The sequence below is a fragment of the Chryseobacterium sp. Tr-659 genome (assembly GCF_011752975.1).
GTDB lineage: Bacteria > Bacteroidota > Bacteroidia > Flavobacteriales > Weeksellaceae > Chryseobacterium.
In genome coordinates, this window is record NZ_VWWP01000001.1 from 829,548 (window position 1) to 850,697 (window position 21,150).

Genomic DNA, 21,150 nt, shown 5'->3' on the forward strand with positions numbered 1-21,150 from the left:
TATAAAGGAATAATTTTGCAAGTGATGAATACTAAAATCATTTTTTTATCGTTTATTGTTGCCTTCTCGTTCTCAAGCCTTTTGTTTGGGCAGGAAAATTATAGAACATTGGTTCATGAAGGCAATCAGAAATTTGACGGTAAAGACTATGATGGAGCCTCTTCAAAATACATGGAAGCCGTAAAATCTAATGATAAGGATTTTACTGCTCATTACAATATGGGAAATGCCCTGTATAAAAGTAAAAAATATGAAGAAGCAAAAGCAGAGTTTGAAAAAGCGGAGAAGCTTTCACAAACACTTCCCGATAAAACAGCAGCACTTCATAATCTGGGAAATACCTATATGCAGATGAATCAGCCGGAAAAGGCAGCAGATTATTATAAGAAGGCCCTTAAACAGGATCCTTACAGTGAAGCTACCAGAAAAAATTATGAAATAGCCAAACTGAAGGAAAAAGAAAAAGAACAACAAAAGAACCAACAGAATAACTCAGGAAAAGGAGGAGGCGGTAATGATCAGAACAAAGGAGATGATCAGAAAGGAGATAAAAATCAAAAGCAGAATCAGGGTAACGGCCCACAAAATGAAGGCAAAAGTGATCAGGGAAATAACAACTCCCAGCAGAATCAGAATAATGAAGGTAAAATGCCGAAGAACCTTGAAAATGCAATCCTAGATAAAATAAACGAAAAAGAAAAAGAAACCGCCAGAAGAATTTTAAACAAAAATTCTTATTCGATGCCTGAAAGCAACGAGAAAGATTGGTGATGCAGCACAAATTGATTTACATATTACTTACCCTTGCATCCGTAATTACTTACGGACAGGTAAATCTTTCCCTTGATGCTGATAAAGCTGAATACAGTGGAAAAGATATTGTAAATCTTACCATTATTTTAGAACTTAACGGAAGCGACCTTGTACAGCAGACAGGTTTTCAGCTTCCAGACCTTTCCAAATTTAATATTATAGGAAGCGGATCCGTTACCAATACAGTAATAGACCCTGCTACCAATACTTTAATTACTCAGAAAGTATCCAGAATTGCCCTTGAACCAAAGAAAAAAGGAAAAATAAAAATTGGTTCCGTACTGGTTACCGTTAACAATAAGATCTATAAGACAGAACCTTTTGATGTTAATATCAAGGAGATTATAGACAGAAGGTCTCTCGCAGCCAATAATACATCCAATGATGTATTTCTGAATATGGAGATTGAAGACAGAGATGTTTATCAGGACCAGCCTACCATTGCTGTTCTTAGGGTTTATTCCAGAAATATAGACAACCTGAGAAAGGTGAAAAATATTCATCTTCCTGAACAGGATAATATCAACGTACATCCTATAAATTTCAATAAATCTGAAATAGATCCGTCCGGTTATGGAAACATGCCTTCGCAGGTACTAGCTATGTTTATGGTGTTTCCGAATGAAGCAGGTTTTGTTGAAGTTCCGGCTGTTTCCGCTTCTGTAAGCTCATATGCCAATAAAAACAAGATTGTTTCCAATAAAGTAAAAATTAACGTTAGAAAACTTCCGGAAGGAGCCCCTGAATGTTTTAAAAATGCAGTGGGTAATTTTAATGTAAGTGTTTATAATACAACCAAGGAAAAGCCAGAGGCCAAGAGACCGTTGAATGTTGTTGTAAAAGTTTCAGGAGAAGGTAATTTGCCGGATATGGAGCTTCCTAAAATTGTGGCATCTCCGGATTATGAAGTTTTTGCACCAAAGATTACGGCTAAAGTTTCTCCTGGAACTGCTGGAATGAAGGGAGAAATCCTTGCTAATTATGTAGTGATCCCGAATAAATCCGGGGCAATATCTATCAAAACAGAACAATTTGCATTCTTTGATCCCGAAAGCAGAGAATATATAGATCTTGGGCAAAAAGCTCTTGAACTGAATGCTCTTTCTCATGACCAGATTATGGAAGCCCGTTCCACTGTGGAGAAAGTAAATGAATATACTAATAATCTTTTAGAAACGGTAAATACTCCGGTTCTAAAAACCACTTCATTCAAAGTAAAAGAAAAAAGCAAATTCCATTGGAATATTCTTTTTATTAATATCGGTATCCTTTTAGGGTTATTTATTGTTTATCTGTTATTTAAGACTTGGCAAAAAAAACGTACATTAGTTAGGGAAACCGTACCGTCAAAACCTTTAGGTTCTGTAGCGGAAACAGAAAAAGAGATCAGAGAATTGCTGAAAACAGATATCAATGATTATTTTGGTTATCTGGAAAATCTTAAAGATAACGGGGAATATGAAAAGTTTTTCATTACACTGGAAGAATTGGATCAGGAAGTAAGGAATCAGTATTTCCAGGGCTCTGTTGCAGAGTTTAAGACTTTTCTTGAAAATCACAAAGGTTCTTCAGTTGCAGAAGAATACAATAATCTGCAGCAGAAAGTTCAAATGGAAAAGTATGCTCCTGTGAAATCTGCTGAAGGTCTTGAAGAACTTTTGAAAACAATTGTTAATTTATATTCACAAATTAGCAAATAATCAGTTTATTTTCATATTTTTGCGAAATTTTTAATTACAAAGAGATGGAAGTTTTTGATGGTTTCTCTATTAAGGAGGTTATTACCAGTTTTATGGTACTTTTTGCCGTTATTGATATTGTTGGGTCTGTTCCTATTATTGTAGGCCTTCAACAAAAATTTGGAAAGATTGAAGCAGGCAGGGCTGCGATTACCGCGGGAGCTATTATGATTGTTTTTCTGTTTGTTGGAAATAAGATCCTTAAATTGATCGGAGTGGATGTAAATTCCTTCGCTATTGCCGGAGCTTTTGTGATTTTTGTCATAGCTTTGGAAATGATTTTAGGAATTGAGATCAATAAAACCACCGAAGCAAAGGCTGCATCTATTGTTCCCATCGCATTTCCGCTGGTTGCCGGTGCCGGAACATTAACAACAGCGTTATCCCTCAGAGCTGAATTTCATGACATTAATATTATCTGCGGAATTATTCTTAATACAATTTTCGTATATTTGGTGCTGAAATCAGCGAAATGGCTGGAGCGAAAAATAGGGGATGCTACATTGATGATCCTTCAGAAAGTTTTCGGGATTATCCTTTTGGCAATTTCAATTAAATTATTCACCGCAAATTTTGCTCAACTGGTGCAGAATTATATTAATTTTTAAGAGTCATGAAGAAGTTTTATAAAGTATTTTTAGTACTGTTCATTGTATTCATCGCCATCAATCTTTACGCTATCAACTGGCAGACCGCAGATATCTTAGGAGATGAAGATAACATTAAGTTTGTTTTCTCTGCTTCAGCAGCTGCAATTGGTCTTATCCTGCTTTTCGTAATGGATACCTGGAGCAGAATCGGTGTAAAGAAATAAATTGATTATTTCATTATAAATATAAACCTCTTTCATTTTGAAGGAGGTTTTTTGTTGGATCATCTGGTTTTGTTACTTTATATTATTTGCTTGATCGAAGGCTGCCAATGCTTTTTGAAGATTCTGACTTTTTGTATCTGCAATCTTGTGCAGTTCCACCTTCTTTTTGGTTATTTGAAGAATACTGTCGTTTGCTTTGTCTACTTTTTGAGCATCTTTGGTAAATGTTATTTTTTGCTGTTGGATAGATTCCCGATCCAGCAGAAACAGATCTTTTAACGTTGTATAATAGCCAATGGCTGCTGTCTTTACAAGAGCTCCTTCTTTAATCTGATCAACAGGTAATGCAGACAGATCTTTAATGACAGAATCAAACAACTTTTCCTCTTTATCAATGGATGTAAGAGCTCCGTCGAAATCACGCTTGATTAGGCTTTTTGATTTTTCCGTTTCATATCCGTGATCATCGATGAGTGCTTTAAACACCATCTGTTCTTTATCGGTAACCTTTTTTTTAAAGTCAGTTGCTTCTTTAGATGTACAGGCGGTTAACCCGGCAAGCAGTACTATACTGAAGATAATATTTAATTTCATAATGATGTTTTTAGAAATAGTGCTATGTAAAAGTAGTAAAAGTTTGAAGGAGTGTTACTTTTATAAGACACAAAATAAAAATATCATTATAATAGAGCAATGTTTTCCTTTTTGTAAAAAGCATTGTCCATAGAACAAAGGCCGTAAAAATTTAAAATTAATTTGATATCACCAGGTTTTTCAAAATGGCTTCAGATTTCAGCTCTGTTTCTATCCATTCTTTTTCCGGATTGCTGTGAGCCGTTATTCCACCCCCTACAAAAACATGCACGGAATCTTTATAAAGTCTTGCGCAGCGCAGATTGACAAAGTATAGAATGTTCTCCTCAGTTTCTACTTTAATATACCCGGCATAGAACTCACGGGGAAATTTTTCATACCTGCGGATATTCTCATTACAAAAGTCTTTCGGAATGCCGCATACAGCCGGAGTAGGGTGCAGATCCCGGATAATTTTATCAAGATCTTCAGGCCTTATGCTGGTTTTAAAATCAGTTCTTAAATGTTTGATATTTCCCGAAATATGATCATATGTTTCCGATTGCTCTACACGGTCGGAGTAGTTTTTAAGCACGTTCTGAATGTAACTGGAAACAGGTTTTTGTTCTTCAATTTCTTTTTGAGACCATTCTTCCGAGACAGGTAAAGTTCCGGCAAGCGCCATAGTTTCAAATTCATGAGTTGATTTATTGAATTTACCCAATACTTCGGAAAAAGCTCCCATCCAGGCATTTTGTCCGTCACTAACCAGGTACCTGAATGCATTAGGATAAGATTGGCATAAATTATTGAAACTCTTGTTGTAGTCGATTGTATTAAAGTCTGTAAATATTTTTCTTCTGGAGTAAACAAGTTTAGGCAGTGCATTATCCTTGATTACTTCAATAACCTTTTGTAATGTATCACAATACTCTTCCTGGGTTTCAGCAGTAAAACCTGTTGTATCATTAATGAATGATTGATTAGTAATAGAGATATTATTGAATTCAGACGACGCAGCTTCACAAATTTCTCCGTTGAAACTAATTTGATTTTGGCTGTCGTAGGAATAAAAACTGACAGCATTTTTTTTGTTAATCTCATGCACGGATTGCAGTCTTTCGTCGAAAGGAAGTTTGAAATAAATCATTAGCTATGAAGGAATTTTGAAAATCGGCAGCCGGAAATTATATAGAAAATTTCCAGAGTGATTTTCCTTTCTGCAAAGGTATTATTAGTCTTAAAAATGTCAAAATTAAAAGGCGTATTTTTTCTAAAATCATTAAAAAGATTAATTCTGTTTTAAGCTTTGATGTTTGTTATTTTTTAAACAGGTTCCAAGTGTATAAAAAGATTGAAATACAATTTAAACGATCTCTAAGATTGTACAAACAAACTGTTTTCCTAGCGCAAAGTTTTCAATTTTAAAACTGTTGATTGTAAGTGAGCAAAGAATAGAATCAACTTCGTTGATTAGTAAAAGCTTGGGTATAAGCATACCGCTTCATCAGCGACAAAGTCGCATCATTTTGCTCCCTTAAAATAAGGGGTAATTATCCATAAACTTTGCGTTAATAATTTTTAATACACACTTAAGTTCACATAAGATGAAAATCTTTGATTTTCAACAAGACTTTAGTGTAATTCTTATACACAAAGTATATGGCTTAAATAGCTTAAGTTTTTAAAATGCTTTTGTGCCTTTTCTGGTTTAGTAAAAAAGTTTAAACAGATTTTTTAATTAGAATGACTAAAGGAAAATACCTGAAGTTATTATATACAAAAAGCCCAAAAAATAAATTTGAGCCTTGTATTTTCTATGTTGGGTTGGTCTATTTGTGGATAATATTATTCGTCATCGTGGTATGATTGATGAGCGTTCCTTTTTCATCACGAATTTCTATTTCAGATACGTGCATGGTTTTTCCTTTTCTGATAAAACGGGCAGTAGCAGTTACAATTCCGTCTTTTTTGCTTCTCAGATGGTTTGAATTGATATTTGTTCCCACTCCGTAATACTTGTCACCATCAATGAAGATATTAGACAGGCTTGACCCTAAGGTTTCTGCCAGTACACAGCTTGCACCCCCGTGCATAATCCCAAAAGGCTGATGGGTTCTGGGAAGCACCGGCATAACAGCGGTAAGGGTTTCATTTTCTAAATCAATATCGATGAACTTTATTTCAAGGGTTTTTGCCAGGGTTTCGTCTCCCCAGTTATTGATGAATGCTAGAATTTCTTCTTTAGTCTGACCTTTCATTTTTATAATAGATAAATGATGATGAATAGTGATGGAGGAAGTAATTTTTCCTTATTCTCCGGATCCCATAATATTAGGATTCCAGTTTTCCGGAACTTTTGGGACAATATTGTTTTTTACATAATAGTCCTGAATTTCTTCCATAATCTCTGAAAAAGGTACCGAAGCTATCCTTTCATAAGGAATAGTATAACCCAGATATACAATTTTTCTTTTAAAATCACCTGCAGCCAGTACAATGGGTACCTTTGCTGCCAAAGCCATATGGTAGAATCCTTTTCTCCATTTCGGAACCCAGCTTCTTGTCCCTTCCGGGGTAATAACAAGGCTGAAGTCTTCCTTTGAAAACTGATTCGCAACGAAGTTAACAAGATCATTTTTCTGGCTTCTGTCAATACCAATTCCTCCAAGTCCTTTTACTGCACTTCCGTACCATGCTTTGGTGTGGGCATCTTTGATGATGATCTTTAAAGGTTTTTCTAATGACCAATAAGCGAAGTTACCTAAAATGTATTCCATATTATGAGTATGTGGTGCCACCACGAGGATGCACCTGTTCAGGTTGTTAACATCGCCCTGCAGAACGACTTTCCAGCCTAATAATTTTAACATCACTTTGCCTATCAGCTTTTTCATAGATTCTTAAATTATAAACAAAAAAGTATAACCAAACTTTGGTTATACTTTACAAATATATTGAAATATTATCGCTCTTAAAACAAACCGCTAATTAAATCTACGATTTTCATTACGAATTCCATTGCAAATTGTATCATGATGAGGCTGTGTTTTTGTTAATTGGTTATTAAATTTTAACTATACGAAATTAAGACAATTTTTCCACATAGCGAACTAAATGTTGCTCTTTTTTTGTTTTTTTGAGAGAAGAAGAGTGTGAATTTCAAACGGTTGCCTTTCATTCACACCTTCTGCCACTCTCTGAAGTTAATTATTTAGTTTATATGGAAATTGTTATATTTCTCTACGTTTGTTGTATTTGCTATCTCAATAGCAAAAGGTTATAGCTTTTCTATCATTTTTAGTATTCCTTCTTCGGTAATACTTCCTACAGTTTGAGCAACAAGTTCCCCTTTTTTATTGTATAGGACAGTTACCGGCCTTACAGAAAAATTCAGTTTATTTTTTGAAAGTAAATAGGGAAAAGTATAATTTTTTTTATTTTTAAAATTTTGTACTATACCTTTACTCTCATCTGAAATTAATACCAGGTTTACTTTGTCTTTTATTTTTGACTGTATATTTTCGAACACTGGCAACTCTTCTACACAAGGAGCGCACCATGTTGCCCAATAGTTAACCAATAATGGTTTTTGAAGTAATTCCTGCTGGCTTATCTTTTTACCGGAAAGGTCTTCTAACTGTAAGTTGGTTAAGGTAGTATCCGGATTCGTTATTTTATTAACAAAGAAGACTACTACTAAAGCTGCTGCAATGAGTAACCCACCGGATATAAATAAGATTTTTTTCATTTTTTCATTTTGTTTTTTTATTAATTATTTAGTTTGTATGGAAATTTCGTTTTTTCCATCTTTGATTTTGATGTCCACATCTTTGTTGATTTTTTTGATGTTGGAAGCTACAGAATCAATTACTTTCTTAGCCTGATTATTCGGAACTTTTTTACCATTAATAATAATGCTGTCTTTATCGTCAGAGTTGTATTCAATGCTGGAACCATTTACTGTGATCTTATTTTTTTCAATTTTGATTCCGTTATGATTTTCATCATGACCATTATCGTTAATACCATCACCGTCAAGGTCACCTTCCAGATTAATTCTGTCTTTGTTCAAGGAAATAATTTGTGTTTTCTGAGGCACTACAAGTTCGTAATCTACTCTATAATCTCTGAATCTGTGTTCATACGGATATTTTACGAAGTTCGGAAGCAATACCTTATTGTTTATTACATCTACCGGAACCGTAAGCTGAACAGGGAAGTTATAGCCGTTTCCTTCTTTTTTGATAATCAGATAAGGGGTTTTAATATCTGGTTTTCTCGTTACTTCTACAGATACATAATCTTCTTCGTAAACGAACCTCTTATCAGAATAAATATCATCATCATATGCTTTATAGTTCTGTGGAATACTTACCTGTTTCATGTCTATATAAACTGTATCAGAAGTTGTATTGATTGCTACGTTTTCAGTATCTTCCTTACTTCCTCTATAGATCATGTTTTTCTTGGCCATACTGATCCCGAAATAAGTTCCCAGTCCGATCAGAAGTAGAAATAATGCCCCGATTACCCATCCGATGTTTCTCAGTTTTGTTTTAGGAGAGAAAATTCTGATGCTTAACAAGCTGAATATGATAGCTGGAATTAAGCTTCCGATCACCATCATAGCTGCCAATACCTTATCAAGGCCCTGATCACCCATATAGAATCTGAGTTCGTTAGCACCAGGGAAGTCCGTATCCATTCCGAAAAGTCCAAATAATACAAATACTCCGATAATACTTCCCAGAGCCATTAATACAAAGAGCGACCCGATAATGTACTTGAATACATTCCATAATCCGCTTCCGGCATTATTGATGTAAGGTTTGTTTTCGTCATAGATTTCTCCGACTCTCTGTGTAGATTCATTGGCAAACTGAACCAGTTTGTTGGATTCACTTTTAAGATTATCGAAGTTCATAGGCTTTCCCTTCATTTTCAAAAAATCAGCTGCTGTTTCTGCTTTAGGAAGTACGATCCAAAGAAGAACATACAAAAGTCCGATCAATGTTGATGAGATGGCTGCCGTGAAGATTCCCAGTACGAAAATTCCTAACCAGATCGCTCTCATGCCGGTAATATCCATTCCTACATATTGAGCTAACCCAGCACATACTCCTGCGATCTTTTGTTTTTCAGGATCACGGAACAGTTGTTTTTTATCTGAATAATGGGTTCCTGAATTATTGCTTTTAGAGGTCTTTTCTGAAAAATAAGCTTCTTCTTGTTCTTCAATTTTTTCAGGGCTTCCGATCTGTGCGATTACCTTTTCTACATCGGTATCATTAATTACTTCACGTTTTCCCAGAGAATCTTTGAAAATCTCCACCATTCTTATTTCTATGTCATGCATTACCTCATCCGCTTCAGAAGCATCCAGTGAGCTTCTCAGTGCGTTCAGGTAATCGCTGAGCTTTATATATGCGTGTTCTTCTATCGTAAAAGAAAAACCTGCGAGTCCTATTGAGAGTGTCTTGTTCATAGCTTTGTTTTTTAATTTTGTTGGGTGATTTGGTTAACTGAAGCTGTCAGTTCATTCCATGTATTTTGAAGTTCATCCAGGAAAAGTTTGCCTTTTTCTGTGATCTGATAATATTTTCTGGGCGGTCCTCCAGTAGATTCTTCCCATCTGTAAGAGAGAAATTCTCCGTTTTTAAGTCTTGTGAGAAGAGGGTAGAGGGTACCTTCTACTACATCCAGTTTTCCTTTTTTCAGTTCATCTATTAAGTCGGAAACATACATTTCGCGATGATTGATGAGACTTAAAATACAGAATTCCAGAATTCCTTTTCGCATTTGCGCTTTGGTATTTTCAGTATTCATCTTTGATAAGTTTTGTTAATTAGTTATATTATTAGAAAATTGCCCCTAGCTAGTTGAGCCTATTCTAATTTTACATTACAAAGATATGTAAATAAAATGGTATTATGCAATACAAAGTAGTGAAATTTTTAAAATGAATGATTTAATTGTTTGAAAATCAGTAATATAAATTTTAATCAAGATTTTGATGAAAATGAAAATTCAGCAATTTTTTATATTTTGGAGCTAATTTTTGATGAAAAATGTTGGAATATTGCGAGATCATTTGTTATATGTGTTTATTTTCCATAATATCATATTGGTGAATTTTATTTGCGGCATTTGTGTTTTAGAAAATAAGTTTTGCTAAAGCTTATTCTTATTAGATAAAATGGTACTTACTGTTTTCATCAAGAATTTTGAGATCGGTGTTACGATTCGTATTTTTGTTAGAAATAAAAAACACTCAATCTATCTTTATTATTACTATGAAAATTTTAAACATGTACAAGGGTTTATCAGCTCTTGTTGTACTAGGTCCTTTATGTTTCGGACAATATCAATTTGAAGTAAAAGAGGCATCAAAGACTTATAATGCGATTATCCAGGTGGAAAATTGTTATAACGGACAATGCGGCGGAAAAGGAACCGTAGAATTATTTGATAACAGAAACAGTAAGGTGCAGACTTTTGTTTCCGATGATCTTGTTGTGAATTTAAAACAAGGACAGAAGCCGACTCCGGGGAAAATGATGCAGTTGAAGAATGAAGAAAGCCCTGTGATGATAAATGATTTTAATTTTGATGGTACGGAAGATGTAGCCATAAGAAATGGAAATATGGGAAACTATGGTGCGGCTTCATATGATGTATATGTATTCAATAGTACCAGAATGAGCTTTATGAAGAGTAAAGAGCTTACCGATCTTGCTTCCAGTTCCTTTGATCTTTTTGATGTTGATGCCAAACGTAAACGGTTGATCGCCAATGGAAAATCAGGTTGCTGCAGAATTTTCACTATGGAATATGCCGTAATTCCAAACAAAGGATTAGATATGGTATTTGAAAAAGAAGAAGACATGTCTAATGAAGATCAGGTAAAAATAATAACCAAAGAAAAGATCAACAATAAATGGATTACCAAAACCAAGGTGTATCCGGCAGATCAATATAATAGAAAATAAAAAGTAAGATGAAAATTCAGAAAGAGATTGATTTTATCTTAGCAGTGGATGCTTTGAAAAACGTACAGAGAAGAAATTATAATGCAGATGATTCCAGAAGGGAGAATACGGCAGAACATTCATGGCAGATTATCATTCTGGCACAGATCCTTTATCCATATGCAAAAAATCGTGCGGATATTGACTTGTTGAGAGTCATAAGAATGCTTTCTATCCATGATCTGGTAGAGATTGAGGCTGGAGATACTTTTCTTTTTGATGAGAAAGCGATGGTAGGAAAGTTTGAAAGAGAAAAAGTTTCTGCTCAGAAAATCTTCGGAATTCTGGATGAACCGTTGCGTACAGAGTTTTTTAATCTGTGGCTGGAGTTTGAGGAAGAGAAAACACCAGATGCTATTTTTGCCTGTGCTATAGACCGAATTATGCCTTTCATTTTAAATTCGCATACTTCAGGGAAAAGCTGGACAGAAGCAGGCGTTACCGAGAAACAAATCAGAAATATGCTTGAAAATGCAATTACCAGAGCATCTGATGAAATGGGAGAGGCCTTTGAATTATTGCTCAGCAGAAGTCTGGAAACAGAAAAAGTTTTGAAATAATCTCCAAAAAAATAAAAGACACTGTTCAATAGCTGAGCAGTGTCTTTTTTGTAGGTTATAATAGATCTTTATGATGCCAGTAGCAAGTAGTTGTCAGGATTTAATAAAATTCCCTGCTGCGAATAAAATCCAGCCATACTGTTCCATATATAAAATCTCATTTCAAAATTCTTATAAGCAGTTTCCAGTTTAAACTTTACCTGTTTCCCATCTTTAGACCATATCGGATTTTTCACAATAATAACTGTATTGCCAGCTTCCTTTCCGTCTATATATTCGAATAATTTCAGTTGAAGGGTTGTTGTCTTTTTCATAGGCTCTGTAAACTGTACCACCATATTGTTAAGATCAATTTTCTTAAATTCTTTATTGTTGGCATTAACAACAGATGGCTGAGAAATGTTTTTTCCTGCTTTTTTGGTCCATTGTAATAATGGAGTGTATAATTTGTCCAGACTTTTATTCTTTTTGTAAAGTTCTATAAGTTTTTCTGAAAATAAATTCTGTGCAATAAATCCTCGTCGGATATTTACTTTGTGATAGATTGCAGAAAGGCTGTCTGTTTTTTCATTTGGGAATTTTTCTTTGATGAATAAGTCGTATACAGCCCATGTCATATATTCGTTAAATGAATTGATACCCGGATATCCTGATTTTTTGTCCCAATTTTCCAAGTTGAAACTTTCAGCTATCTCCTTTGAATATCGATCTGAAATTGGATTTACATAGCCATGATCAATCTCCGAAAATACAGTATGGTTATCGAGGATTCTTCTTGCAAGATTACCCTTTAAATTTCCAAGAATAAGATCATCTCCGATGTTAGGAAAGTCAACAGTTAATGAGCTGTTAATATCTCTATGGCAATTTTGTCCGCCTACCAAAGGAGAAATGGCTATAACATAATTTTTGTTTCCTTCATTGCTAGGTCTTTGTGCTATTTTATCCAGAAAAGCGTAGGTGTCATTGATGTAATAATACTCTTTATAATTGGAGATTATGGTATTATAAAACTGCTGATGATTTTTATAAAAGTTTCTGTAATTCGATTTATTTACAAAGTCATTGATCAGTTCAAGATTTTCATCAACTTCTTTAGGACCGAAAGAATTGAAAGGGAAATCTCTTTTGAGTAATCCTTGTTCGTCAAATGAAAAAGCATAAAAATCAGTCCGGAAACCTAAAAATTTTTTCCAGTCTTTTCTCGAATAATTTACTTTTTTTAATAAGGGATGGTCTTTTACAGGCTCAAAATAATTGATGATCTCATTATAATAAGGAGGTGTTTTCTGAACATCATAAGGATCTGTTCTTCCGTATTCTGTGAGTGCTAAAATAATATTTCCCAATTCGTAACTTTCTGAAAGTTCGATTTTAATATTTTTTTGTGCTGCTCCTGTAATAGAAAGGATAAGTGTAATGATTAAAATAATCTTTTTCATGGAATACTGGTCTTCTATAGTTTTAGTGGTAAAAAATGAAATTAAATTCTATTATTTTTCTTTCCGGCTAAAATTAAATAAAAAAGACTATGAAATCCAACTAATCAAAGATGTTATACGATGTTTTTGATGGAAATGTTTCGGGCGGCCAAAGGCCGCCCGAAACTTATTATTATAGTATTTGGATTGGTTTCTTGAATTCATCAATTGCTACAAAAGTAAAATCACCTATAATGGCTTTTTCTCTTTCATAAGAGTACATTTGTTCGGTGTAGATCTCAACATTCACTTTCATACTGGTTTTCCCCACATAGGAAACTCTTCCGATCAATTCAACAATGGTTCCGGCAGGAATAGGTTTTTTAAAATCAATCTTGTCACTGCTTACAGTTACCACTCTTTTTCTTGCAAAACGTGTTGCTGTGATAAAAGCTACTTCGTCCATCAGCTGCATGGCCGTACCTCCAAAAAGGGTATCATAATGATTGGTTGTGTTAGGAAAAACCGCTTTAAAGATTCTGGTTTCGGATGCTTCAATTCTTTCTTCTGTAGTCATATTTCATTATTAATTAAAGCGAAATGAAATAGTATCAAAACAACAGAATAATAACAGGAATTCTGGAAATCCCTGAAACAATCCATCAGATCAATAAAACTTCAGATCGCGAAAGTTTTTTGTTTAAGAAAAAGGCAGGTCTCCTGACTTGTAACCTCTATTATCTCCTTCCCATGCCTCGCACAGTGGATCTTTGATAAAGATTTCAGTTACTTACAGTTGCGCGACAGTCCGTGATTCTCACACGGTTCCCTTTTAATCTGCAGTGATGCAGAACCAATTTCTGTGATGAATAAGCGTTAAACTTTTCGGGTGCAAAAATAATGAATTTATTCCGGATTATGGTAAATAATCTGGCTGATCACTCTTCCCTTCTTGATGGTCCATAGTGTAGTATATCTGTTTTCCCCGGAACCATTGATCATATAAAGGAAAATGTTATCATTGTCAAGAGAAGTTACTCCTACATTCTCAAAATCCATTGTAGGCTGGAACATATTTTTGATCGCTTCCCTTACAAATACAGAACCTCTTCCGGGCTGCTGGACTCTAATGGATTTAATTTCGGTCATCCCTTCAGGAAGATCATTCCCAATTCCCCATGGTTTTACTTTATCAATAGTAAGCAATTTTCCTTCCGCATCTTTTTCCTTTTTACGATAGCCGGCATTGGAAGGATAAATGTCAATAACTACTTTACTTCTTTGGGCAGTAGGAACTTTCGGATCAGAATTATCTGTGAAAATAAGCGATCTCCCGTTTTTGGATTTAGATGGAGTATAGGCAGGAAGCTGATCAATATAAGCAATACGTTCTTTATTTACCATTCCTTCCTTGTCAAGAGTTTCATAACGTACAAAAGGTTTATCTTCATCCTGTTTTTCCGGATATTTGATCCAGGTCCATTCCGTTTCCCCGGGAGCTGGCTTTACATAAACAAATACATCCCCTTTACGCATACGGATTTTATCTACAATCTTTCTGTAATTATCCTTATGAACCCGTACATTGGCATATCCTTCTTCTGCTTTTACAACACCAAAAGGAACTTTATTCTGACCTTTAACGAAGGCTAAAGAAAAAATACTGAAAGCAGACAGGTACAATGCTTTGTTTATGAAAGTCATTATGAAATTTTTTTAATTCCCAAATATATAAATTAAATACTTTTTGAATCAGTAAAATAGAAAAATTATGGAATTTACAAAAGAAAAGAGAGCATCCTTAGACACTCTCTTCCATTATTGTATTCGATTAATTTTCCGATTCTCAAAATTAATACATGACAATTTGATTAGATTCTCTCTAATTCATCCGCATCAATTGTTGTTTTGAAGGTTCCGTAATTAACAATCACTTTATTTCTGGAAATTTTCTCAATCGTTCCTACGCTGGTACTTCCGGTAATCCTTACACGCTGGCCTATTTTCATCCATACGGCGCGGTCGCTTTTACGTTTTTCTTCCAGTTTTTCATTGGTTTCAGCAATTTTCTCAATCACATCTTCCTTTTTAAGCTGTTGTGTGATTTTTCTCTTTACAACCTGAAGACGCTTGGACTCATCTTTGTCAGCACCCAGCTTTCTGAACTTTTCCTGTTCCAGAAGCTTCACAAAATCCTTCACTACATCTTTTCTGGATTTTCCCTTCGTATAGCTGTCAATGAAAGTCTCAATCTTATTCCCGAACTGAAGCTTACGGTGTTCCTCTTCATACAGCTTCTGGAAATTGAATAGCTTCTGCTGAAGCTGTTCATTCAGTTTCTGAAGATTATCCCGCTTATCTTCTACAGATTCTTTTCTTTCCGCAAGATCAGATTTCAGTTTTTCAACCTCAAATTTTTCCTGCTGAAGTTTTACAATCGTTTTATCAAGATTCACAATGTCATGTTCCACCTTTTTCTTGGCAGAATGAATGATAAACCTTGGAATTTTGTTCTTCTCAGCTACTTCAAATGTAAATGAACTTCCTGCCTGGCCTACTTCAAGCTTGTACATCGGTTCCAGCGTTTCTTCGTTGAAAAGCATGGCCGCGTTCTGAGCATTAGGAAGCTGTTCTATCACAAGCTTAATATTGGTATAGTGTGTGGTAATGATCGCAAAACTTTTCTTGTCATAGAAAAACTCCATAAAGCTTTCTGCAAGGGCACCGCCTAATTCCGGATCAGATCCCGTTCCAAACTCATCAATCAGTAAAAGCGTATCTGAATCTGCTTCACGGATAATTCCGGACATTTTTTTCAATCGTGATGAATAGGTCGAAAGGTGATTTTCAATGGATTGATTATCACCGATATCAGTCATAATCTTCTCAAAGAAAAACATTTCAGACTTAGGATGAACAGGAACCAGAATGCCGCTCTGAATCATGAGTTGCAGCAATCCTACAGTTTTTAGAGTAATCGATTTTCCACCGGCATTAGGTCCGGAGATGCAGATAATTCTGTTATGTTCCGTTAAAGTCAGAGTCTGTGGGTGAATCGTTTTGTTCTCTACCTTGTTTCTTAACCATAGCAAAGGGTGAAAGGCATCCTTTAATCTTAATGTCTTATGGTGGTTGATCTTAGGGAGCACACCATTGATGAGTTCTGCAAACTTAGCTTTAGCTCTTACCAGGTCAAGATCAAAAATATAGACCTGATACCTCCAAAGCTGAGGCTGAAATTCCGCAAGCTCTGCGGTAAGTTTTCTTAAGACCTTATCAATTTCTTTTTTCTCCTCTTCCTCATTTTCACGAAGCTTAAAGTAATGCTTTACAACACTGTCTGGCTGGATATAGGTGATAGAACCTGTTTTTGAAATTCCCAGGGTTCTTCCCGGAACTCTTTTCTTAAATCCTGATTTTACCGCCAAAACCCTTTGGTCGTCAATAATAGTTTCCCTTATATCATCCAAAAAATCACTTTGTCCATACGTAGTAAGAGCACGGTTGAAATTTTCCTGAATGGCTTTTTTAGCATGCTGAATTTCGGTTCTTATGCCTTTTAAAGCCGGAGATGCTTCACTTTTTACTTCACCAAATCTGTTGAAAACCTTATCTACCTTCTCAATGATTTCTTTCTTGAATTCCAGTACAGAAACCTCTTCTAGTAAAGTTGGAAATGTTTCCGGCATGGTAGGGAAGAACTTCTGTAACCTTCCGATCTGTTCCGTGAGGGTTTTTATTTTGATGAAAGCACTGTTTTCCAGACGATAATTTTCAATCAGCATCAGTTTCAGTTCACTCTCAATATCTTCATATTCATCAAACGGAATCGCATTTGAACTTTCAAAACTCGACAGATATTCTGAGGTTTTTTTTAAAGAAAGTTCCGCCTCGTCTATTTCCATCGGACGAAGTTGAAGAATTTTTTCTCTTGTTTTCGGAGAATACGCAAATGGGGAGATTTCCGCGAGTAATTGCGGAAACTCTAATTCGTCTAAATCTTCTTTATCTATATACACAGTGCAAATTTAGTGAGAATTTTGATTATTACGTATATCTGAGAGATTTACAGGATGAATTGGAGTATAAAATGTGGGGAAATGCTGCATCCAGATCCGGAAATAACAGTTTTTTCTACGTTTTGTATGCATGAAGTATGATTTTTTTTAAATGGGAGAATTTTTTTGGAGAAAAATAGAGGTTATAGCTTATATTTATTGCTTTATTTAAACGTAACCATGAAAAACTTCCTATTATTTCTTCTGTTTGTTTCAGGAGGAGCCTATGCCCAGGTTCAAAAAAGTGAAATTGAAAAAGCTTCAATGAAGTCCTATCCTGCGAGAAATAAAAAAACAAAGAATAAAAAGCATCATTATCATACAGGCAAAAAGAAAACGACAGGTGCTGATAATGCTGATAAAAACAGCCGCAGAAAAAATAATAATACAGATGAATCTATTGTAGTATATGAGAAAAACTACTATGTAAGATATGGTGTCTACTTATTCATGAATCATAAAATAAACGAAGATGAATATCCTGAAGCCTTGGCACTACGAGAGTTGTAGAAAAAAATAATAAAATCGGCTTGTCTAATAAGACCTATCAAATGAAACTAGAAACCCAACGGTTAATTTTACAGGAAATTAATGAAACCCACGCGGAAGATATACTTCGAATCCGTAGCAATGAAATGATTAATAAATATGTAAAAAGAAATTCTCCAAAAACGAATTATGATGCGCTGGAATTTATTTTGAACATAAAAAAGAGAACCCGGAATAAGGAGATTGTGTTCTGGGGTATTTCATACAAAAATCAAGTCCGTCTTATCGGGACAATTTGTTTGTGGAATTTTTCAGAAGATAGAAAAATAGCAGAAGTAGGTTATGAACTGCTGCCTGACTATCACCAACAGGGAATCATGTCTGAAGCTTTGAAATCTGTTTTAGATTATGGCATGAAAAGCTTACAACTGGAAGAAATTCTGGCATTTACAAGCAAACATAATAGTGCTTCTCAGGCCTTACTCACGAAAAATGCTTTTGTTTTAGAAGAAGGAAGAAAAGACGATGGGAATTCGGATAATATTATTTTTAGTTTAAAGAATCTTTAAAGGGATAGGTATTGTGAAGAAAATAAAGATATTTAAAGGATAATTTAGAGTCTTATTTTAATATTGTTATTTTTGCAGTATGACCTGGACAGAAATTTTAGCACCGATAAAAAGTACAGAATACTTTAAAACACTTTGGGATAAAGTAAAGAATGAATACGCAACAACAAAAGTTTTTCCTCCGAAAAATCAGATTTTCAGAGCATTGGAACTTACCGCTTTTGATGATGTGGAAGTTGTTATTATTGGTCAGGATCCTTATCATAATGATTATCAGGCAAACGGTTTATGCTTCTCGGTTTCTGAGCAGGTTGCCGCACCGCCTTCACTTAAGAATATTTTTATCGAACTGAAAGATGACCTTGGTATTGTAAGAACTTCCAAAGAGCTTGATGACTGGGGAAGGCAAGGTGTTTTGCTATTGAATGCTACATTAACGGTTCGTGCTCATTCACCCAATTCTCACAAAGATCTTGGCTGGGAGAAATTTACAAATTTTATTATTAAAGAAATTTCAGACAAAAAAGAAAATGTAGTATTTGTTTTATGGGGTGCTTTTGCACAAAAAAAAGCCGAACTTATTGATCCGGCTAAGCATTTTATTCTGAAATCTGCACACCCTTCACCATTTTCTGTTTACAGAGGTTTTTTTGGCAGCAAACCGTTTTCAAAAATTAATGAATATCTTATTTCTAAAGGGAAAAAGCCTATTTCGTGGTAGAGCCCGATGGGTTTGCCTTTTTAATAGTAATTCCTATTTTATATTTTCCAGCTAGGGCTTTGGCTCCGTCCTGAGATTTCGGATAGGGAGCAACATCTTGCAGCGTAATAGTATAGCCGTTAAAATCTGCAGACTGATGATAATTCCTTCCCGGATGATCCATAGTGGCAAGATTTAGAATAGTAGGTCTGCTGGTTGTTCCCATAACTTCAACCTGTGCAACGGCAACGCCGGCCCAGATACAATTGACTCCTTCAGGACAACGGCTGTCTTCAGAAACTCCTTTGAAGGTTATATTCATCTGGTATTCCTTCAGGAATTTATTTTCACCTTCATTGAAATATACGATTGGATCTTTCTGAGTATTTGAATTCATGGTATTAGCTGATCCTTCAGAGGTTTTTGTTGTGTTTTTAACCTTCTTTTGGGCATCGCATCCCGTTAATGCGAATATTCCAAGACTGAGTATGATGACTTTATGGAACATAGTTTTTACTTTTTAGTTAAATAATACTGAGCATATTAAGAAGTACTACCAAAAACATTGCCACACCTACAACAAAACTAAATCCGGTTCCATAAATAAATCCGATAAGAGCACCTTTGGTAGATTGCAGGGCTTTGTTCATGTCCTTACTGTCATGAAGCAGCTCACCGATAAATACACCGGCAAACATTCCTATCAGGAAGCCTAATGGAATAGGAATGAATATCCCAACAATCGTTCCAATAACAGAACCAATGCTTCCCCAGCGTGTACCTCCATATTTTCTGTTGGTTTTTGCCGGGATTACATAGCTTAAGATTACGGAAGCTAAAGTAAGAATCCCAAAAGCCCATATATAGATCATGGGCAAATCTGCATCCGTCCCGAATTTATAGATCAGAAGCCCGCAGATGCTCAGCAATAACCCGGGTAAAACAGGGAGAAATGTTCCCAATATACCCACAAACAGTAGAATAAGACAGAAAATATTAATAATTGTTGTATCCATTCTTTATAAATATAGATGCAATATAAAAAAAGTGGCCTTATAAAAGGCCACCTTCGGATTCAAGTTTAACAATTTTATTACAAGTTTAAGATTACATATTCAAGAATCGGCCCTGTTTTCCCGATATTTCCGCTTGCATGGTTATGGAATGTAGTGTAATAGATATTCCCGCTGCTGGTAGTTCCTGTACATGATCCTGCATAATCACCGTGTGCCTGGTGAGCATTCCACGCATTTTGATTAATTGTAATGGTGATGGTGTTACCATTTGCCGTATGATGGCAAATCGTCATATGGTTGTTGTTTAAGGATGTTCCTACAGGGATTTTAGGAGCGCTATTGTTCGTATACTTATTGGTTCTTATCATCAGAGCCTCATTACCCTTTTGTACCAATACCTCCCAGAATGAAGAATCGTAATATTGTATTTTTTCCCACAATGACTGATCATATTGAATATCTAATGTGCTAAATCCTATGGAAGCAGCCATCGCAGTATTGGAAACATTACAATTATTGTAGATGCCTGCATTTCCACCATTGTTAAAGCAAATCTTAGTGAAATCTATAAATCCTGTGGAAAGGCCGCACGATAGAACATTTTTATCTCCGCCTACCAGATATGCAGCAGCCCAGTCTGAGCTGTAAATGCTTCCGCCGTTCGTTATAAAAGTAGAAAGATTACTGAAAACACTGAGGTCATTCCCCGGAGTATTGGTTCCTGTTTGTGTGAAATTACGCGAACCACAATTCAGGAAGATAATATCATACTGAGAAATGGTGTTTAAATTTTTTAAATCGTGATAGGATATTTCTGTTGCTGTATAACCAAGATTAGTAATGATATCTTCTATTTCGTCGTAGCTTCCTTTTACATAGGCTATTTTTGCAATCTGATTCAGTTTTGAATCTTTACCGTCAACACTGGTTGTTTCATTCTTTTTAACGGTAACGGGAACTTCGGTTCTGAAATTAAGACCATTACCTGTTTGAATATGGAGGGTAGTATTCCCTTCAGGGGCAGTCAGACTGAAAGTACCATCGGCATCGGAGTAAGTATGATACACCTGATTTTTATTATCAATAGTAAATACAATGGCGCCACCAATGGGTTTGGTTCCGTTTTTAGCAAATACTTTGCCTTCTATTTTTCCGGTTGATACCGTTTTGGAGTCTTCAGGAGTGATAGAATCGTCACCTCCTTTACAGTTTACTAACAGCACAAGGGTGCATAACATGATAAACAAGTAATTTTGTCTCATATTTAATTGATTTTTATGGTTTTAGTTTTAACCAAATTTAATAATTATTTAATATAAAAATGAAAAAAGTGTAATTATTTTTAAAATAAATTATTTATTTGATTA

General features: G+C 35.1%; 23 protein-coding genes and 1 riboswitch. Of the genes, 9 read left to right on the forward strand and 14 right to left on the reverse strand.

Annotated features, from left to right (window positions below):
- The first annotated feature begins 24 nt into the window (after positions 1–24).
- Genes F3J23_RS03610 through F3J23_RS03625 form a run of 4 tightly spaced genes read left to right on the forward strand, consistent with a single transcriptional unit; the run spans position 25 to position 3,366 of the window.
- Complete coding sequence (locus tag F3J23_RS03610) at positions 25–771, forward strand: tetratricopeptide repeat protein (protein ID WP_167024182.1); 747 nt, start codon at positions 25–27, stop codon at positions 769–771.
- 11 nt (positions 772–782) lie between these two features.
- Positions 783–2,513, forward strand: coding sequence for a BatD family protein (locus tag F3J23_RS03615; RefSeq protein WP_228455254.1), 1,731 nt, complete (start codon positions 783–785; stop codon positions 2,511–2,513).
- A gap of 44 nt (positions 2,514–2,557) precedes the next feature.
- On the forward strand, positions 2,558–3,160 hold the full coding sequence (locus F3J23_RS03620) for a MarC family protein (RefSeq protein WP_167024188.1): 603 nt from the start codon (positions 2,558–2,560) through the stop codon (positions 3,158–3,160).
- Positions 3,161–3,165: 5 nt separating this feature from the next.
- A complete protein-coding gene (locus F3J23_RS03625; RefSeq protein ID WP_167024191.1) occupies positions 3,166–3,366 on the forward strand; it encodes a hypothetical protein in 201 nt (66 codons plus the stop codon).
- Between the two features lie 72 nt (positions 3,367–3,438).
- Here F3J23_RS03625 and F3J23_RS03630 read toward each other — a convergent pair whose 3' ends face one another.
- The 7 genes from F3J23_RS03630 to F3J23_RS03660 all read right to left on the reverse strand — a co-directional run bounded on the left by F3J23_RS03630 (position 3,439) and on the right by F3J23_RS03660 (position 9,768).
- The gene (locus F3J23_RS03630) at positions 3,439–3,960 is read right to left on the reverse strand and encodes a hypothetical protein (RefSeq protein ID WP_167024194.1); all 522 of its coding nucleotides are present in this window, start codon (positions 3,958–3,960) and stop codon (positions 3,439–3,441) included.
- A 157-nt stretch (positions 3,961–4,117) separates the two neighbouring features.
- On the reverse strand, positions 4,118–5,089 hold the full coding sequence (locus tag F3J23_RS03635; RefSeq protein WP_167024198.1) for a chorismate-binding protein: 972 nt from the start codon (positions 5,087–5,089) through the stop codon (positions 4,118–4,120).
- Between the two features lie 682 nt (positions 5,090–5,771).
- A complete protein-coding gene (locus F3J23_RS03640; RefSeq protein WP_167024201.1) occupies positions 5,772–6,200 on the reverse strand; it encodes a PaaI family thioesterase in 429 nt (142 codons plus the stop codon).
- A gap of 51 nt (positions 6,201–6,251) precedes the next feature.
- The gene (locus F3J23_RS03645; RefSeq protein WP_167024204.1) at positions 6,252–6,836 is read right to left on the reverse strand and encodes a 1-acyl-sn-glycerol-3-phosphate acyltransferase; all 585 of its coding nucleotides are present in this window, start codon (positions 6,834–6,836) and stop codon (positions 6,252–6,254) included.
- 383 nt (positions 6,837–7,219) lie between these two features.
- The gene (locus F3J23_RS03650) at positions 7,220–7,690 is read right to left on the reverse strand and encodes a TlpA family protein disulfide reductase (RefSeq protein WP_167024207.1); all 471 of its coding nucleotides are present in this window, start codon (positions 7,688–7,690) and stop codon (positions 7,220–7,222) included.
- Positions 7,691–7,714: 24 nt separating this feature from the next.
- Positions 7,715–9,427: a PspC domain-containing protein gene (locus F3J23_RS03655; protein ID WP_167024210.1), complete on the reverse strand. Its 1,713-nt coding sequence runs from the start codon at positions 9,425–9,427 to the stop codon at positions 7,715–7,717.
- Positions 9,428–9,438: 11 nt separating this feature from the next.
- A complete protein-coding gene (locus tag F3J23_RS03660; protein WP_142723195.1) occupies positions 9,439–9,768 on the reverse strand; it encodes a PadR family transcriptional regulator in 330 nt (109 codons plus the stop codon).
- Between the two features lie 482 nt (positions 9,769–10,250).
- On the opposite strand from F3J23_RS03660, the gene F3J23_RS03665 reads away from it, so the two are divergent.
- On the forward strand, positions 10,251–10,931 hold the full coding sequence (locus tag F3J23_RS03665) for an XAC2610-related protein (protein WP_167024213.1): 681 nt from the start codon (positions 10,251–10,253) through the stop codon (positions 10,929–10,931).
- 8 nt (positions 10,932–10,939) lie between these two features.
- A complete protein-coding gene (locus tag F3J23_RS03670; protein ID WP_167024216.1) occupies positions 10,940–11,530 on the forward strand; it encodes an HD domain-containing protein in 591 nt (196 codons plus the stop codon).
- A gap of 68 nt (positions 11,531–11,598) precedes the next feature.
- Here the strand turns inward: F3J23_RS03670 and F3J23_RS03675 are convergent, their stop codons facing one another.
- From F3J23_RS03675 to F3J23_RS03690, 4 genes are all read right to left on the reverse strand, one after another.
- Positions 11,599–12,972 carry a DUF4932 domain-containing protein gene (locus F3J23_RS03675; protein ID WP_167024220.1) on the reverse strand — a complete coding sequence of 458 codons (1,374 nt, stop codon included), beginning with the start codon at positions 12,970–12,972 and terminating at the stop codon, positions 11,599–11,601.
- A 172-nt stretch (positions 12,973–13,144) separates the two neighbouring features.
- A complete protein-coding gene (locus F3J23_RS03680) occupies positions 13,145–13,528 on the reverse strand; it encodes an acyl-CoA thioesterase (protein WP_167024223.1) in 384 nt (127 codons plus the stop codon).
- A 115-nt stretch (positions 13,529–13,643) separates the two neighbouring features.
- Positions 13,644–13,824: riboswitch (cobalamin riboswitch) on the reverse strand.
- A gap of 33 nt (positions 13,825–13,857) precedes the next feature.
- Positions 13,858–14,655: a hypothetical protein gene (locus tag F3J23_RS03685; RefSeq protein WP_194303827.1), complete on the reverse strand. Its 798-nt coding sequence runs from the start codon at positions 14,653–14,655 to the stop codon at positions 13,858–13,860.
- Between the two features lie 167 nt (positions 14,656–14,822).
- The gene (locus F3J23_RS03690; protein WP_167024226.1) at positions 14,823–16,970 is read right to left on the reverse strand and encodes an endonuclease MutS2; all 2,148 of its coding nucleotides are present in this window, start codon (positions 16,968–16,970) and stop codon (positions 14,823–14,825) included.
- Between the two features lie 219 nt (positions 16,971–17,189).
- On the opposite strand from F3J23_RS03690, the gene F3J23_RS03695 reads away from it, so the two are divergent.
- From F3J23_RS03695 to F3J23_RS03705, 3 genes are all read left to right on the forward strand, one after another.
- Complete coding sequence (locus F3J23_RS03695; RefSeq protein WP_167024229.1) at positions 17,190–17,519, forward strand: hypothetical protein; 330 nt, start codon at positions 17,190–17,192, stop codon at positions 17,517–17,519.
- A gap of 41 nt (positions 17,520–17,560) precedes the next feature.
- Entirely contained in the window at positions 17,561–18,067 is a 507-nt protein-coding gene (locus F3J23_RS03700; protein WP_167024232.1) for a GNAT family N-acetyltransferase, read from the forward strand.
- Between the two features lie 79 nt (positions 18,068–18,146).
- Complete coding sequence (locus tag F3J23_RS03705) at positions 18,147–18,788, forward strand: uracil-DNA glycosylase (protein WP_167024235.1); 642 nt, start codon at positions 18,147–18,149, stop codon at positions 18,786–18,788.
- Here F3J23_RS03705 and F3J23_RS03710 read toward each other — a convergent pair.
- From F3J23_RS03710 to F3J23_RS03720, 3 genes are all read right to left on the reverse strand, one after another.
- Positions 18,775–19,275, reverse strand: coding sequence for a hypothetical protein (locus tag F3J23_RS03710; RefSeq protein WP_167024238.1), 501 nt, complete (start codon positions 19,273–19,275; stop codon positions 18,775–18,777). The two genes, F3J23_RS03705 and F3J23_RS03710, sit on opposite strands and share 14 nt — an antisense overlap.
- Positions 19,276–19,291: 16 nt before the next feature.
- On the reverse strand, positions 19,292–19,783 hold the full coding sequence (locus tag F3J23_RS03715) for a DUF456 domain-containing protein (protein WP_167024241.1): 492 nt from the start codon (positions 19,781–19,783) through the stop codon (positions 19,292–19,294).
- Positions 19,784–19,860: 77 nt separating this feature from the next.
- On the reverse strand, positions 19,861–21,045 hold the full coding sequence (locus F3J23_RS03720) for a carboxypeptidase-like regulatory domain-containing protein (RefSeq protein WP_228455255.1): 1,185 nt from the start codon (positions 21,043–21,045) through the stop codon (positions 19,861–19,863).
- Positions 21,046–21,150 lie beyond the last annotated feature (105 nt).

Coding starts and splice junctions, on each gene's coding strand:
- F3J23_RS03720 (WP_228455255.1), bottom strand. CDS start 21,045: ATGAGACAAAATTACTTGTTTATCATGTTATGCACCCTTGTGCTGTTA.
- F3J23_RS03655 (WP_167024210.1), bottom strand. CDS start 9,427: ATGAACAAGACACTCTCAATAGGACTCGCAGGTTTTTCTTTTACGATA.
- F3J23_RS03705 (WP_167024235.1), top strand. CDS start 18,147: ATGACCTGGACAGAAATTTTAGCACCGATAAAAAGTACAGAATACTTT.
- F3J23_RS03625 (WP_167024191.1), top strand. CDS start 3,166: ATGAAGAAGTTTTATAAAGTATTTTTAGTACTGTTCATTGTATTCATC.
- F3J23_RS03680 (WP_167024223.1), bottom strand. CDS start 13,528: ATGACTACAGAAGAAAGAATTGAAGCATCCGAAACCAGAATCTTTAAA.
- F3J23_RS03710 (WP_167024238.1), bottom strand. CDS start 19,275: ATGTTCCATAAAGTCATCATACTCAGTCTTGGAATATTCGCATTAACG.
- F3J23_RS03675 (WP_167024220.1), bottom strand. CDS start 12,972: ATGAAAAAGATTATTTTAATCATTACACTTATCCTTTCTATTACAGGA.
- F3J23_RS03645 (WP_167024204.1), bottom strand. CDS start 6,836: ATGAAAAAGCTGATAGGCAAAGTGATGTTAAAATTATTAGGCTGGAAA.
- F3J23_RS03620 (WP_167024188.1), top strand. CDS start 2,558: ATGGAAGTTTTTGATGGTTTCTCTATTAAGGAGGTTATTACCAGTTTT.
- F3J23_RS03635 (WP_167024198.1), bottom strand. CDS start 5,089: ATGATTTATTTCAAACTTCCTTTCGACGAAAGACTGCAATCCGTGCAT.
- F3J23_RS03660 (WP_142723195.1), bottom strand. CDS start 9,768: ATGAATACTGAAAATACCAAAGCGCAAATGCGAAAAGGAATTCTGGAA.
- F3J23_RS03715 (WP_167024241.1), bottom strand. CDS start 19,783: ATGGATACAACAATTATTAATATTTTCTGTCTTATTCTACTGTTTGTG.
- F3J23_RS03610 (WP_167024182.1), top strand. CDS start 25: ATGAATACTAAAATCATTTTTTTATCGTTTATTGTTGCCTTCTCGTTC.
- F3J23_RS03695 (WP_167024229.1), top strand. CDS start 17,190: ATGAAAAACTTCCTATTATTTCTTCTGTTTGTTTCAGGAGGAGCCTAT.
- F3J23_RS03700 (WP_167024232.1), top strand. CDS start 17,561: ATGAAACTAGAAACCCAACGGTTAATTTTACAGGAAATTAATGAAACC.
- F3J23_RS03630 (WP_167024194.1), bottom strand. CDS start 3,960: ATGAAATTAAATATTATCTTCAGTATAGTACTGCTTGCCGGGTTAACC.
- F3J23_RS03670 (WP_167024216.1), top strand. CDS start 10,940: ATGAAAATTCAGAAAGAGATTGATTTTATCTTAGCAGTGGATGCTTTG.
- F3J23_RS03640 (WP_167024201.1), bottom strand. CDS start 6,200: ATGAAAGGTCAGACTAAAGAAGAAATTCTAGCATTCATCAATAACTGG.
- F3J23_RS03650 (WP_167024207.1), bottom strand. CDS start 7,690: ATGAAAAAAATCTTATTTATATCCGGTGGGTTACTCATTGCAGCAGCT.
- F3J23_RS03685 (WP_194303827.1), bottom strand. CDS start 14,655: ATGACTTTCATAAACAAAGCATTGTACCTGTCTGCTTTCAGTATTTTT.
- F3J23_RS03665 (WP_167024213.1), top strand. CDS start 10,251: ATGTACAAGGGTTTATCAGCTCTTGTTGTACTAGGTCCTTTATGTTTC.